Here is a 13,403-nt window from a genome sequence, read left to right as displayed (position 1 = left end):
ACTCCCGGACGCGAGCGGGCGCCGGCCACCACCGCGTGGCCGGCGCCCGCCGATCGACGTGGTGCCGGCCGACCGCCTTGTCCGGACCGCCGCGCGGAGTTCAGGCGACGGTGCCGCGCCGGCGGCGGCGGAAGGCGAAGGCGCCGCCCGCGAGCGCCAGGGCTGCGCCCGAACCGGCGACGAGCACGGGTGTCGAGGAGGGGGCGTTCTCCGTCTTCTTCGCGGCGCCGTAGCCGCTGGACATGCCCGTGGTGTCGTACGCCGAGCCGGGCAGCTTGTCGGCGTAGCGGGCCTCGAGCAGCTTCTGGTAGGCGCTCAGCGAGACCGACGACTGGCCGTTCAGGCCTTGCCGCGCCTGGTCGTTGAGCGGTTCGACCGTGGTGAGTCTCAGCTGGTACCAGCCGCGGATCTGCGGCTCGGCGAACACCAGGGTCCCGACCGTGGCCCTGCCCGCGTACGTGGCGTCGCTGTCGCCCTCGCGCACGGCCGCCAGGTGCCATCCGCCGCCCTGGGTGGGGGCGAGCATGACGGTGGCGTTCCGGCCGTTGACCGGGGCGCTCAGCGCGGAGACCAGATGAGTCAGCCTGACCGCCTCGGTGGGGATCGGCGGGGACGTCCCCGCGGCGAAGCCGGGGGTGATCTCGTTCAGCGCCAACGGGTCCTTGACGGTGAACGCCGGCATGCCCTCGCAGGGGTCGGCCTTGTCGGGGATCGGCTGCGGTGTCCCGACCCCGTCGCCCTGGGGCACCGGAACGCTGAGGAAGCGGCAGACGGTGTTGTGGACGTCGGCCGACCTCACCAGGTCGAGGGCGGCCTGGTAGTCCGGAATGTCAGCCGGGAGCGGGTCCATGGGCGCGGCCGCGTGGGCGGGGCCGTTGGCGGACAGCAGCGCGGATGCGCTCAGCACCAGGGCGGTGGTCAGGCGGGAGAGGCGGGAGGCCGCCCGCTTGCTGGACGTTCTTTCGTGCATGCCGCCTGCCTTAACGGGAGATGCCGATCCGGGAGTGGGTCCACTTGAACGAGCTGTTGCTGACGTAGTCGCTGTAGTTCCACCACGTGTAGGTGGCGGTGTCCGGCCACGGGTCGGCGACGGCGATGGTGTTGTTCGACGTGTCGAAGCCGTAGACGACGTTCATGTGGCCCCCGCCGGACGTCCACCCGATGCGGGCGGCGACCGGCCGGGCCGCCTTGACTTCGGTGTAGACCTGGTTGAACGTGGCCGCGCTGTTCAGGCCCGAGCCGGGGTGGGTCATGCCGAGGCTGCTCCAGCCCCTGGCCATGTCGTCGAGCGTGGCGGGCTGGTTGTTGCAGCCGTAGTAGGGGTTGGCCCGGGCGCAGAAGTCCGTCTGCGTGCTGCCGTAGCCCTGGAACTTGGCGATCGTCAGCCCGGAGGCCACCCAGCACCACTGGGTCTTCTCCTGCTTGTACATGCCGATGGTGTCCTGCCCCGCCTCGGCGTGGGCCGGGCTCCCTGCGGCGGCGAACAACCCCGAAACCGTCAGCGCGACGGCCATCGTCGTGGCCGCGAACGTGGATCTGCCCATCTTTTTCCTGCCTTCCCGCGCGAGTGCGATGCGTGCCGGGGATTTGGCAGAGCTATGACAGCACGAATTGGCAGTGTCACACATGGTGTGTATGGAAACTGCACCTACACGGGTGAATCGTCCATCGTCATATTTACAGGGGTCGGCGCCGTCATGGACCTCGTCGAGGAGAACAGGCGCGCTGCCGGAGCTGATGGGCCGCAAGAAGGTGGGACAGGCCGAGATCGACACCGGGCTGCTGTCCGGCTCGTGGAGGCGGCTGGTGCTCTCCGCGCCGCACCTGGAGCCGGGCGAGGTGGACTGGAAGGCGTACACGTTCTGCGTGCTGGAGCAGGCCCACCGGCTGTTGCGGCGCAAGGAGGTGTTCGCCAAGAACTCCTCGAAGTGGGGCGACCCGCGGGCCAGCTGCTGGCCGGCCAGGCGTGGGAGGCGGCGAAGCCGACCGTGCTGGCCTTGCTCGGCCTGCCCGAGGATGCGGGCTGAGCTGCCCCGAGTTTCGTGGGGTCCGCGATCGTGTGATCAAGCGGTCTGCGGGACTTCCTCCAGGCTCGCCCAGTACGCCTGCTCGTATTCGTCGGGCGGCGTGTAGTCCAGGGCGGAGTGAAGTCGTTCACCGTTGTACCACGTGACCCACTGGAATACGGCTCGCTCGACCTCGTCGAAGTCCCGCCACGTCACCTGACGTTCGATCAGTTCAGCGTTGAACGTGCCGTTCAGGGACCAGGCCCAGGCCCGCATCGCCCCGGCCCCGAGGCCGGCCGACATCGACGGTCAGACCGACCAGGTCGGGGAACAGCGCCTGGCGCACTGCGACCGGCACGTGCGGACCGTGCGGCCTGTGCGTGCCGCTGCTGGACCAGCCCGCCCTGCCCGAGGCCCCCAAGCGATCGAGGCCTGGATGATCGTGGACCACTCCGAGGGCACCCGAGCTCGCTGAACGCCGAGCTCACCACGACAGGCTGCACCGCCCGCACCCCAACGACCGGGTCCGGCCCCGCCGTGGGTGAAGAATGCGACGGCGGAGCCGCTGCTCCCGGACATCGCGCCGTGCAGTCCTGCTGGCGGCCACCACGAACTCGTCCTGTTTACGGGTGGTACTTCTCGGCGACGGTCTGGGCGAGGCCCAACGAGGAGTCCAAGGTGACGCGGACGGTGACGGCGCCGGTCTTCGCGGCCGTCTCCAGCTGGTCGGTGGTGCAGTTCGTGGTGCCGTAGCCCTGGCTGTCCATGGTCACGGTGCTGCCGTCGCGGGAGCAGATCGCGGCCGCGCCGAGGACCTTGGTGGCGTTGCTGAGCATGAACGCCTGATCGACGCCGCCGTTGTCGGGCTTGACCATCAGCTTGCCGGGCGCGAGGTAGCTCAACTTGCCCACGAGCGTCCGCTGGTGGCCCGTGTCGGACCCGCCGCTCCCACCAGAGGTCGAGGAGGAACCCTGACCGTTCGCCGCGGACGCGGTGGCGGTGGGCCGGCCGCCGGAGTGCGCGGAACTCGTGGCAACCGGCACGCTGGAGGCGGAGGCGGAGGGGGTGTCGGAGGAGGTCGCGTCTTCGGGTCCGCACGCTGTCAGCGCCAACCCCGCGACGACGAGCACCGCAGCCGACAGTCCCCAACGAGCGTTCTTGATAAGCATGTTGTCCCTCTTTCACTCTCGACGCTGACCCACCGGAACGGTGGCGGTGCGGGTGGCCCCGCCCCTTCCCGAGGCGGCCTCCCCGCTGACACGGCGATCCTCACACGGGCCGTCCACACACGTCAGCGCCTGTTACAGGCCCGTGGCGCAACCCGCACGCGTCACAACAATCGCCACAAGAGCATCGCCGCTGAGCCGACCCACACCGCCCGGCAGCCCCAGGGCAGTCTCGTGCATCGCCACGGCACGTTGGCTTCCACCTTCGCCGGCACGGCTGACCGTCGTCCGCGCCGGCGGCTTGCCTGTGGCCAAGGCGGTGTGCAGCTCACGGTGGCCCGTCGACCCCGACCGCATCGCCGGCCGGCCGCCGGTGCGGGTCGTCAGAGGCTCTTCGCGCTGGAGTCGTTCAGTACGACATGCGGTTGGTCGTCGCCGGCGCGCTGGGTGGCGTCACCGGTGACGCCACCCAGCGCCGTTCGACATGCCGCGGCTGGGCGTGGTCGGGCGTGGCGCTGGCCGCGGCTCAGGCGGTTCGCTGAGGGCGTTGGTCGATGGCGATGCGCAGCCGGGGCCGGTCGGGTTCCGGGGCTTCGGCGGTGGCGGTGACCAGCTGGGTCTTGCGGACCTGGTGGGCGATGGCCGTGTAGTGGGCCAGGGCCAAGGCCCGGCCTTGGTCCTGAAGCCGCCCCGTGACCGGCCCAGCCCCGTGGTCCGCAGGCTCGTCACCGACGCCGCCCGGCGGCTCCTTCTGGGCGGCCCCGTCACGCCGCGCTCCCGCGGAGTGCTGGTGGGGCCGGCAGATGGTGGAGTCGACGTTCACCTCCCCAGACGATCATTCCCGCCGCATCCGCCCGCGCCTGCAGACCGGCCAGGCCTGCTGCCAGACACCTTGCCGTTGCCAGCGGCGGAACAGCCCGTAGATCGTCTGCCAGGGGCCGCACTCCGGCGGAACGTCCCGCCACGGGGCGCCCGTCCGCACCCGCCACCGAATGCCGTCGATCAGCCTGCGGCGAGACCTTGCCGGCCGCCCCACACCACCGGCCGGCAACAACGGCTCCAGCCCGGCCCACTGCTCATCAGCGGGATCCCCAAGCCCCACAGCGAAGATCATCGAGGCTGTGAGGCCCGAGGACCATCAGTTCCAGAACACGGCCTAGCCGGCCGGCTTCCAGAGGGTGAGAAGGAAGCCGTACGCCGGAGGGTCGAACGGCTGACCGGTCGGCTTCACGTCGGTGATCTTGAGCATCGCGAGATTGCCCTTGTCGGTGACGGTGCAGAGCACGTCGCCCTTCTTCAGGGGCTTCTGGTCGATCAGCACCGAGTTGCTGAGCTCCGCGGGCAGCGGGGCGGTGTCCACCGCCTGACGGCACTGCTCCGGTGACGTCCCCGGGCTCTTGGCCATGGGGGTGCGGAAGTGCATCAGCTGAAGGAGGTACCAGAACTCGGCTTCGTGGTCGCTGACATCCCCGCTCGGCACGACCTTGGGCGTGTCCAGATCGACGGTGATGATCGCGCCGACCACCGGCGGGCCGATGAGCAGCGGGCGGTCGACGAAGACCGGCTCGTAGCCGCGTTTGGGAGTCGCGGTGGCCGACGCGGTGGCCGACGCGGTGGCGGACGCCGTGGCCGGCGGGGCGTCGGCAGGCTGCTTGCCGGGGGTCGCGGGCCCGGCCGCAGGGGCGGGCGCGTTCGTCGGCGACGTGCCGGCGGCCACGGCGGTCCCGGACTTGTCGTCGCCGCCGGACAGGATCCAGGTCGTACCGGCGGCCACCACGGTCAGCGCCGCCGCGAGGGCAACGGCCAGCGGAGCCCGGCGGCGCGGCGGCCGGGCCCCCGCCGGGGCTTCCGGCGGGGGCGCGGTCTGCGTGGGCGCGCCGTGCATGTCACCGCCGGGAGGCCCCGACACCTGCGTGGGGACGTACGTGGCCGCACCCCTGCCGTCCCCCGCCGCCACAGCCGTGCGCGCCGCCAGCAACCGGTCCATCGCACGCTCGCGCTCGGCGACGGCCGCCGCGAGCGGGGCCGGCAGCCAGCCGTCGCGCGGCTGCAGGGCGGCCCCGAACGCGCGCTCGCACAGCTCCGCCAGCTCGGTCGGCGTCGGCCGGGCCGCCGGATCGGCGGCGAGCGTACGTTCCAGCAGCGGCCGCAACTGCTCCGGATACCCCGTCAGATCCGGTGGCCGCAGCTCGGTGTTGGCGATCTGGGTGGCCACCGTCAGCGCGCCACCCGAGCCGTACGGGTGCCGGCCGGTGGCCGCGACGGCGGCGATCAGACCGAGCGAGAAGACGTCGGCGGCCGGAGTGACCTCGGCCCCCGTGCCGTGCTCGGGCGACATGAACTGCGGGGTACCGATGAAGCCGCCGCTCCGGGTGAGCTGGGTGGCCTCGGCGGCGCGCGCGATCCCGAAGTCGATCACCCAGGGGCCGCTCACGCCGAGCAGGATGTTGGCGGGCTTGAGGTCACGATGGACGACCCCGGCCGCGTGCACGGACGCCAACCCCTGTGCCACGCACCCGACGAGCTGCAGCGCCACGGGCACGGGCAGCGGGCCGTACGCCGCCAGCGCCTCGTCCAGCGGCACTCCGGGCACGTACGCGCTCGCCAGCCACGGCTGCTCCCCGCTCGCGTCGTGGTCCAGCACCGGCACCAGGTGGTAGCCCCGCACCTGCTGCGCCGCGCGCACCTCGTGCTGGAAGCGCCGGCGGAACTCCGCGTCCCCCGCGAACTCCCGGCGGATCACCTTCAGCGCGACCGGCTGGTTCCCGCGCGTGCACGACAGGTACACCGACCCCATGCCGCCCTCGCCGATCCTGGCGAGCAGCCGGTACCCGGCGATCTCCCGCGGTTCATCCGCCCCGAGCGCACTCAGCGCACCAATGTTCCCACTGATGGGACCCACCCCCGATCATGTTCAAGATCAACAATAACCGCAGGCCACTCGGCCGGATCATCCCGGGCTCGGGCGGTCAGCGTGCCCTGCGTCCGGCGGCCGTCACGTCTCCCGGCCGTCGGCACGCCAGTTCTCGGTGTGCAGGCCCCGGAAGTGACCGAAGTTCTCCCGCCGACACTTCTCCAATACGCCCTGATTGCCCAGGTGCTCGTTGCATCCGTCGTCGCGGCGGCAGTGGGTGTCCGCCAGGGGCACGGGGGGATCTCATGCGATTCGCCCCACGTGTGGCCGCAGCCCGGTGGGCACCCGGCGACCCTGCCACACCCGACCACCGGGATACACCTGGATCACCGATCCCGGCGAGTCGTCCGGAACGCATGTAGGGACCAAGCCTGTCCCGACCTCCCGCTGCACCTGGCACCCAGCAGCATCCCGATCCCGCCGGACACGCACCCGCAGGCCTTCGGCAGCTGCTTCCACCTGTCCCCGCCGGGGTGCTCACCTGCGCTGTGCAGGGCCTGAAGGCGGCTTCCTCGCAGCCGGCACCGGCGTGCACTCGCTCGCGCGGGTCAGTGTGCGGTCCGGTTGCCGGGCCGGATCTGGCGGGCGGGAGCAGACTCGGTGTGCCCGCAGATTTGCTGCCGCTCCTTGACCACGCCCTGCTCAAGGCTGTGTCGGCGATGGCCGACACAGCCTGCGTCCGGGGCGCCGTGTGGTGCTCGGCCAGGGTCGGCTGTTCACTCCGGCACCGTGGCCTCGCTCAGGTGCCCCGCGCCGTGGGGCGCCCGGGAGATGTCACCGCAGTGCGCTGCGCGTGGCCCGGCTCCTGCCGGGCGCCTACGTCGAGGGATATGCGCTGGCCGGCGACGGCACGGTTCAGGCGCACGCGTGGTGTTCGGCCAGCGACGGCACCGTGCTGGACCCCGCGCGGGACAGCGCGGCGCTGGCGTACCTGGGGGTGCCGATGTCCTGGGGGTTCGTCCGCGCGTTCCAGCAGCGCACGCTCACCAGGACGTGGTTTCGGGGGGTTCTGGACCAGGCTGTGCAGGCTCGTGATGCCGAGCGCATATTGCGCAGCGGGGTGCCGCTGCACGGCATGCTCGACTGCGGCCACGTCCCGCCAGCCGTCGAGGACGCCTGGTCACGGCCAGCCTCGTTGCCGGGCTTCCGGTCCGTACGCGGTGCTGGGCCGACAAGCGCCGCCGCCTGTCTGACCTGACTCCCGACCGGCTCGCCGCCGGTGGCCCGCGCGTTCCCGCTGCCCTGCTGCCGCTCAGCCCACCTGCGGATCTTCCGCTGCTGACGTCGGGTCGGCGTAGCCCGGGCTGCATCCGCAGCCGGGTGGCGGCACTGTGGAACCGGGCGGCCGGCCGAACCCCCGAGCGGTCCGGCCGCCCGGTCGGTGGTTCGGGGGGCGGGGCCGCCGGGGGGAGAGGGGGAGCGGTGACATTCACCGCCGTGCACGCGCAGCGGGGCCGGCTGGACGCGACCCGGGACGACATGGGATGCGGCTGGGCGTGGACAGCGGTCCACCGCGTACGACCGCGGGTCCCGCTCGGGTGCCCGGAGTGCGGTCACGGGGTGCACGCCAATGTCTCGCCCACGGGGATGCGGTTCTTCTCCCACGACCGCGGCGCCCCCACCTGCGCGCTGGCGCAGGAGAGCATGGAGCACCACCTGACCAAGCTCCAGCTCGCGCACGCGATTCCTCGGCTCCCAGCGGACACTGCCGCCCAGCTGATCGAGGTCGCTCGTGGCGATCGTCTCGGTGCTGCACCCCGTCTTCAGTTCGATCACCGCGTGCCGATCGTCGCTGAGCGCCCACAAGTTGTCCGGGCCGGTCGGGTGCAAGAAGCGGCGTACGGCGGGGGCGAGGCGGGTATTCCCCGCCGGGGAGCGTGGAGTCCGGTGAACGGGGGGGCGGGATGGACGCGGGGGGTTCCGGCCGACGATTCGGCCCGCAGGAGGTCTGGACGGGACTGGCCTCGATCGTGCTGCTGGTCGGCGGGCTGGCGGTGTCAGCCCTGTGCTCTCCGCCCGGCGAGTACAGCTGTGACAACTCCAACTACCCGACCACCGGGTGCACGCGCATCCGGCCCGAGCCGGCCCCGACGGGCTCGACCGTCCGGTGCCCGACCGACTGGTGGGAGTACCGCAGCCTCGGCCGGGAGGCCGCAGCGGGCTGTGCGATGACCCGGCCGAGACGGTCAGCGGCGCGGACAGCGGTTCCCGGTCCTCGAACGAGAAGGGCGCGGCGCCGGTGGTCGAACGAGAGCTCCGCCCGCCGGCCGGGCGCGATCTCCGCTTCGATCTCCAGGAAGTCCTCGAACGCGCTGCTCACGATGGCGTCCGGCCAGTGGGGCCGGACAGCTCGGACGGGATAACGGCCTCAAACCGGGTACGGACAGGGACAGCAGCTCCATCCAGCCCTCTTGCTCCGAGCGCCCCCGGAACCCGTCGAATTTCGGTTCAGCCGCATGCCCCGCCGGCAAGTCGGAACGCTCCACCGGCGCGGTCAGCATCGGCTCTGGCAACACCACGTCATGGCAGCCACCGCCACCTGGCGAGGCACCCTTCCATGTCTGGAGAACCGTCGACGTCGACTTCGACGACACCGTCCTGCGGAACACCGTCACCGACCCGCTGCCCGACCCGCCCCGCCGGCGCCAGCGTCGGCGGGGCAGACCGGCGCCCCGGCCACGGCCTGCACATCGTCCAGCAGGTCTCGATTGCGTGGGAACACCAGTCCCACGGGCCGGGGCCAGGACGTCTGCTCAGCAGCACGGGGCTGCCCGGCCCCGGCCTTGTGATCAATTACCGGGTTTCTGCTTCGTGCTTGAGGTTGGTGACCCAGTTGTGCAGGGAGTTGTCCAGGGCGGCCTGCAGGGCGGCTTGGTTCGCGGTGACGGGTTCCCCGGTCCAGGACTCCTCGGTGTGGACGAGGACGCCCTCGCGGGTGGGGGTGAAGGTCCAGACGTGGACGGCGGTGATGCCCTGGGCCGGGCCGCCCCACGCGAGGCGCCTGCCGTGGTCGACCTGCCGGACGGTGGAGGTGATGTCGAGCCCTTCGGTGCTCCAGCGGAACCTCGAGCCGGGGCGCAGCTGACCGGGGGTGTCCTTGACGACGGTTTCTACGTTGGGCTGCCAGGCGGGCCACTTCTCGACGTCGGTCTGGATGTTCCAGACGGTGTGCAGCGGGGCGTGGATGAGGATGTCGGCGCGGGTGATGACCGGGGCGTGTTCGTCGATCTGCACGTCGGTGCGGTGGGCGGCCGCTGCGGTGGGCGTCTGGTCGGTGGTGAGGGCGGACGCGGCGGTGGAGGCAGTGAGGAGTAGTGCGAGGGTGAGGGCGGTGGTAGTGGCTGCGGCGGGTGCGCGCATGGCAGTGCTCTTTCCTTGAAGTGGTCTGGCGGATCCCGGGGGGCGGGCGTCCCCGGGATCCGGCTCGGGTGGAGTCAGAGGGTGCTGTCGGGAATCCAGGAGCCGTGGATTCCGGCGGTGACGCGGCGGGGGAGGTGGACGGTGGCGACCTTGTCGAGGCGGGCGGCGTCCAGGACGAGCAGCTGCGAGGCGTCCTGCTTGAGGTCCGAGACGACGGTGAGCAGGTAGCCGTCGTCCTCCCGGGTCCCGCCGGCCGCGGCGACGAACACCGCTTCGCTGGGCAGCCGGGCGTCGCCGGCCTGGTGGATGCGCCGCTCACCCGTGGCACGGTCGTACTTGACGACGCCGTAGCCGCCGAAGCCGTCCTGGTCGGGGAAGGAGATCGCGTACTGGTAGCGGTTCTCGATGCCGAGGAAGTCCTCGTTGAGGGTGGGGAACTCGATGGCGAGGTCGTCGACCACCCGCTCGTCGACCCGGCCGGTCGCCAGGTCGAGGACCCAGCGGCGGTTGTAGGAACGGGCGTTGGGCTCGCTGCCGCGGCCGGGCGCGCCGACCCACCAGTTCCAGGAGAGCTGGAAGCCCTCGCGGTCGACGGTGGGGCCCTCCAGCACGATGCGGCCCTTGGCGTCCTCGTAGGCGTTGGCGGCGTGGAGCATGTTGCCGGGTTCGATCGGGAACCATCGGATCGCGGCGGCGCCCTGCGCTCCGCGTGGCATGACGCCGATCCGGGCCGGCTGCTCGTCCTGCCAGGAGTAGGGGATGCCGGAGTGCTCGGTGGGGTCGAAGGTGACGGTGCCCTCCACGAAGACCACGTGGTGGCGAGTGATCGCGAAGTCGTGCTTGAGCGCGGCGCTGGCACCGGGGATCTCCGCGCTGTGCGTGATCTGCCCCTTGGCATCGGTGACGTAGTACACCAGGTAGGGCGGGAAGGGCGAGGAGCCGAAGAAGTGCAGCTCGCCGGTGACCGGGTCGCTCTTGGGGTGCGCGGTCATCGCGCTGCGCAGCTTGCCGTCGAAGTCGTAGGCGCCGACGGTGTCCAGGTCGGGCGTGAGTTCGAAGGGGAGGTTCGCCTCGCAGAGGGCGAGCAGCCGGCCGGCGTGCTCGATGACGTGGGTGCCGGCGGTGGAGGCGGTCAGGTCCGGGCCGTGCTCGGTCATGTAGGGGGCGCCGTCCAGCGCGGGGGTGCGTACCCAGCGGTTGCGGTACCACTCCGCGCGGCCCTCGCGCAGCCGGATGCCGTGCACCATGCCGCTGCCCTTGAACCAGTGGGCGGGGGTGACGCCCGGCTTCGGGTTATGGCTGTTGCGGATCAGACGGCCGGTCAGCTCCGGCGGCAGGGTGCCTTCGACGGTCAGGTCGGTGGCGGTCAGTTCGTCGGCGACGGGGGTGTAGTGGCCGGTCAGATAGGGCTTGGCGGTCATGCTCGTGGTCCTCGTGTCTCCAGTGTGAAAAAGGGGAAGGTGGCGGGGTCAGGAGAGCTTCTCGGCGCGGTTCTTGAGGCAGGTGAGCCAGTCCTCCAGGGAGGTGCGCAGGGCGGCGGCGAGCTGGTCGGTGGCGGCGTCGACGGGCGCGCCGCTCCAGGACTCCTCGGTGCGGACGACGACACGGTCACCGCTCTGTTCGAAGGTCCACACGTGGACGCCTTCGATCCCGTGGGCCGGGCCGCCCCAGACGATCCGGGCGCCGGGCACCAGCTCGTGGACGGTGGAGGTGATCTCCATCCCGTGGGTGCGCCAGGTGAACGAGGTGCCCTCGGTGAGCGGGCCCTGCAGGCGGGCCTGGTCGATGTCGGGGTTCCAGACCGGCCAGTTGTCGATGCCGGTGTGCAGGGACCAGACACGCTCCAGGGGGGCGTTGATCTCGGTGGACAGGCGGACGATGACGGGTGCGCTCTCGTCGATGGTGGGCACGGGTGTTTCCTCTCGGCGGTCAGTGCGAACGGTTGATGTGGGTAGGGAGGTGAAGTGAGGGGGTGCCGGGCAGTCAGCGGCGGCCGGGGACGGCGGGCTCCTCGGTGGGCGTGCGGCGCGGCCGGTCAGCGGTGGGTGTGCGGCGCACCCACAGGGCGGCGAGCAGGGCGGTGCCGGCCAGGACGGCGGCGCCCAGGGCGAAGGCGGTGCGGTAGCCGGCGGTCAGCGCCTCCAGGGGCGGCTGGTGGCTGCTGGCGCGGGAGGTGACGGATCCGGCGACGGTCGCCAGGACGGCGAGCCCGACGGCGCCTCCGACCTGCCGGGTGGTGTTGACCAGGCCGCCCGCCAGGCCCGCGTCCGGTCCGTCGACGCCTGCCACGGACAGGCTGGTGAGCTGGACGAAGGCGACGCTCAGACCGAGTCCGACCAGGACGCTCGGGCCGAGCACATCGGTGAGGAAGGTGCCGTCCGCGCCGATCCGGGACAGCCACAGCATCCCGGCCGCCTCGGTCAGCAGCGCCGAGACCAGCGCGGCGCGGCCGCCGGTCCGGCGGACCAGGGCGGGGGCGAGGGCTGCGCCGAGCATGTTCGCGAAGGCGAGGGGGAGTTGCCCCAACCCGGTGGTCAGCGGGTCCTCGCCGAGGACCTGCTGCTGGTAGAGCGGCAGGAAGAAGAACAACGCGATCCACACGGAGCCGAACAGGCCCGTCAGCAGGTTCCCGAGCGTCACCTCGCGGGCGGCGAACAGCCGCGGCGGTACCAGAGGGGAGGCGCTGGTGCGCTCGACCCGCCAGAACACCACCGCGAGCACGGCGGTGGCGCCGAACGCGGCCAGTACCCAGGGGTCCGTCCAGCCCGAGCGGCGGGCCGTGGTCAGGCCCCACACCAGGGCGGTCAGGGCCAGGGCGCTCATGGCGGTCCCGGCCCAGTCAAACCTGGTCCGTTCCGCCCGGCTCGCTGCGGGGACGCATGCGGCCGTCGCCGCCAGCACCGCGAAGCTGCCGATCGCCACCGTGCGGAAGATCCACGGCCAGCCCCACGCCTGGGTCAGCAGCCCACCGAGCACCACCCCCGCCGCACCGCCCGCACCGGACACCGCACCCCAGACCGCCAGCGCCCGGCCGCGGGCCGGGCCCGGCGCATACAGGCCCACCGCGAGGGCAAGGGCCGCCGGGGCGACGGCCGCCGCCCCCGCCCCCTGGACGGCCCGCGCGGCGATCAGCACACCGGGCGAGGTGGCCAGCGCGGCGATGGCGGAGGCGGCCCCGAAGGTCCCCAACCCGGCCAGCAGGACGCGGCGCCGTCCCAGCAGGTCGGCGGCCCGACCACCGGCCAGCAGCAGCGCCCCGAACGCCAGGCCGTAGGCGTTGACCACCCACGTGGTGGCGGAGTCGGAGAGGCCGACGCCATCCCTGATCTGCGGCAGGGCGACGTTCACGATCGAGGTGGCGAGCATGACGGTGGACTGGGCGGCGGCCAGCACCGCAAGGACGGCGCCGCGCGGCGGACTGGGCATGGGAACTCCGTGAACTGGGCCGTGGGAAACAGCCGGTGGGAGGGGAACGGCGCGGCGGCGTCAGCGCGCGGCGCGCTCGGCGGCGGACTTCAGGTGCAGCAGCCACTGCGCAAGCGACCGGTCCAGGGCCCGGGTGACGGCGTCGGCGTCGGCCTGCACGGGCGCACCGTCCCAGGACTCCTCCGTGACGACGAAGGTCGCCCTGGACGAAGGCGTGAACGTCCACTCGTGGACGGCGGTGATGCCCTGCGAGAGGCCACCCCAAAGAATCGACCGGGGCGCGTCCACCGCGTACACGGTGGAGGTGACGTCCACGCCGCCGGTGCGCCAGTGGAACACCGCGCCCGGAGTCAGCGGAGTCAGGGCGCGGGCCACCGCGATGTCCGGCTGCCAGGTCGGCCAGCCGGGCACGTACGTCAGCAGCGCCCAGACGGCAGGGGCCGGGGCCCGGATCGGCAGCTCACGGCGGGCGACTACCGGGGCGGCCCGGTCGATGCCCGAGGGCGTGTTCTTCATGCCCCCGAGTCTGGT

14 protein-coding genes and 1 pseudogene are annotated in these 13,403 nt (G+C 72.1%); 2 read left to right on the top strand and 13 right to left on the bottom strand.

Going from position 1 to position 13,403, the window contains the following annotated elements:
* Window positions 1-100 precede the first annotated feature (100 nt).
* Complete coding sequence (locus tag HS99_RS27495; RefSeq protein ID WP_030557000.1) at window positions 101-970, bottom strand: hypothetical protein; 870 nt, start codon at window positions 968-970, stop codon at window positions 101-103.
* A 10-nt stretch (window positions 971-980) separates the two neighbouring features.
* Window positions 981-1,544, bottom strand: a complete 564-nt coding sequence (locus HS99_RS27490; RefSeq protein ID WP_046386973.1) for a C39 family peptidase — start codon at window positions 1,542-1,544, stop codon at window positions 981-983.
* A gap of 178 nt (window positions 1,545-1,722) precedes the next feature.
* Here HS99_RS27490 and HS99_RS48550 point away from each other — a divergent pair.
* Window positions 1,723-2,024: pseudogene (locus HS99_RS48550) on the top strand (hypothetical protein); the annotation flags it as partial.
* Between the two features lie 39 nt (window positions 2,025-2,063).
* Here HS99_RS48550 and HS99_RS27485 read toward each other — a convergent pair.
* The 5 genes from HS99_RS27485 to HS99_RS27470 form a co-directional block, all read right to left on the bottom strand.
* On the bottom strand, window positions 2,064-2,309 hold the full coding sequence (locus HS99_RS27485; RefSeq protein ID WP_030557003.1) for an integrase core domain-containing protein: 246 nt from the start codon (window positions 2,307-2,309) through the stop codon (window positions 2,064-2,066).
* Between the two features lie 320 nt (window positions 2,310-2,629).
* On the bottom strand, window positions 2,630-2,917 hold the full coding sequence (locus tag HS99_RS47100; protein WP_244915997.1) for a hypothetical protein: 288 nt from the start codon (window positions 2,915-2,917) through the stop codon (window positions 2,630-2,632).
* Window positions 2,918-3,698: 781 nt separating this feature from the next.
* Complete coding sequence (locus HS99_RS47095; protein WP_232543191.1) at window positions 3,699-3,995, bottom strand: hypothetical protein; 297 nt, start codon at window positions 3,993-3,995, stop codon at window positions 3,699-3,701.
* A 12-nt stretch (window positions 3,996-4,007) separates the two neighbouring features.
* The gene (locus HS99_RS47090; RefSeq protein WP_232543190.1) at window positions 4,008-4,286 is read right to left on the bottom strand and encodes a transposase; all 279 of its coding nucleotides are present in this window, start codon (window positions 4,284-4,286) and stop codon (window positions 4,008-4,010) included.
* A gap of 42 nt (window positions 4,287-4,328) precedes the next feature.
* The gene (locus tag HS99_RS27470) at window positions 4,329-6,074 is read right to left on the bottom strand and encodes a serine/threonine-protein kinase (RefSeq protein WP_050366286.1); all 1,746 of its coding nucleotides are present in this window, start codon (window positions 6,072-6,074) and stop codon (window positions 4,329-4,331) included.
* Between the two features lie 805 nt (window positions 6,075-6,879).
* Here HS99_RS27470 and HS99_RS45315 point away from each other — a divergent pair.
* Window positions 6,880-7,284, top strand: a complete 405-nt coding sequence (locus HS99_RS45315; protein ID WP_030557008.1) for a hypothetical protein — start codon at window positions 6,880-6,882, stop codon at window positions 7,282-7,284.
* Window positions 7,285-8,130: 846 nt separating this feature from the next.
* Here the strand turns inward: HS99_RS45315 and HS99_RS27460 are convergent.
* From HS99_RS27460 to HS99_RS27435, 6 genes are all read right to left on the bottom strand, one after another.
* A complete protein-coding gene (locus tag HS99_RS27460; protein WP_030557010.1) occupies window positions 8,131-8,406 on the bottom strand; it encodes a hypothetical protein in 276 nt (91 codons plus the stop codon).
* A gap of 473 nt (window positions 8,407-8,879) precedes the next feature.
* Window positions 8,880-9,446 (bottom strand): SRPBCC family protein, encoded by a 567-nt coding sequence (locus HS99_RS27455; protein WP_046385916.1) that lies wholly within the window; start codon window positions 9,444-9,446, stop codon window positions 8,880-8,882.
* Between the two features lie 74 nt (window positions 9,447-9,520).
* Window positions 9,521-10,867, bottom strand: a complete 1,347-nt coding sequence (locus HS99_RS27450; protein ID WP_030557014.1) for a carotenoid oxygenase family protein — start codon at window positions 10,865-10,867, stop codon at window positions 9,521-9,523.
* Window positions 10,868-10,915: 48 nt separating this feature from the next.
* The gene (locus tag HS99_RS27445) at window positions 10,916-11,356 is read right to left on the bottom strand and encodes an SRPBCC family protein (RefSeq protein WP_030557016.1); all 441 of its coding nucleotides are present in this window, start codon (window positions 11,354-11,356) and stop codon (window positions 10,916-10,918) included.
* 73 nt (window positions 11,357-11,429) lie between these two features.
* Window positions 11,430-12,872: an MFS transporter gene (locus tag HS99_RS27440; RefSeq protein ID WP_046385917.1), complete on the bottom strand. Its 1,443-nt coding sequence runs from the start codon at window positions 12,870-12,872 to the stop codon at window positions 11,430-11,432.
* Between the two features lie 60 nt (window positions 12,873-12,932).
* Window positions 12,933-13,388, bottom strand: coding sequence for an SRPBCC family protein (locus tag HS99_RS27435; protein WP_030557020.1), 456 nt, complete (start codon window positions 13,386-13,388; stop codon window positions 12,933-12,935).
* Between the last annotated feature and the right edge of the window lie 15 nt (window positions 13,389-13,403).

This window comes from Kitasatospora aureofaciens, assembly GCF_001188955.3.
GTDB classification, from domain to species: domain Bacteria; phylum Actinomycetota; class Actinomycetes; order Streptomycetales; family Streptomycetaceae; genus Kitasatospora; species Kitasatospora aureofaciens.
This window is presented reverse-complemented; position numbering and strand designations above follow the sequence as displayed.

Coding starts and splice junctions, on each gene's coding strand:
- HS99_RS27495 (WP_030557000.1), bottom strand. CDS start 970: ATGCACGAAAGAACGTCCAGCAAGCGGGCGGCCTCCCGCCTCTCCCGC.
- HS99_RS27490 (WP_046386973.1), bottom strand. CDS start 1,544: ATGGGCAGATCCACGTTCGCGGCCACGACGATGGCCGTCGCGCTGACG.
- HS99_RS27485 (WP_030557003.1), bottom strand. CDS start 2,309: ATGTCGGCCGGCCTCGGGGCCGGGGCGATGCGGGCCTGGGCCTGGTCC.
- HS99_RS47090 (WP_232543190.1), bottom strand. CDS start 4,286: ATGATCTTCGCTGTGGGGCTTGGGGATCCCGCTGATGAGCAGTGGGCC.
- HS99_RS27455 (WP_046385916.1), bottom strand. CDS start 9,446: ATGCGCGCACCCGCCGCAGCCACTACCACCGCCCTCACCCTCGCACTA.
- HS99_RS27450 (WP_030557014.1), bottom strand. CDS start 10,867: ATGACCGCCAAGCCCTATCTGACCGGCCACTACACCCCCGTCGCCGAC.
- HS99_RS27440 (WP_046385917.1), bottom strand. CDS start 12,872: ATGCCCAGTCCGCCGCGCGGCGCCGTCCTTGCGGTGCTGGCCGCCGCC.
- HS99_RS27435 (WP_030557020.1), bottom strand. CDS start 13,388: ATGAAGAACACGCCCTCGGGCATCGACCGGGCCGCCCCGGTAGTCGCC.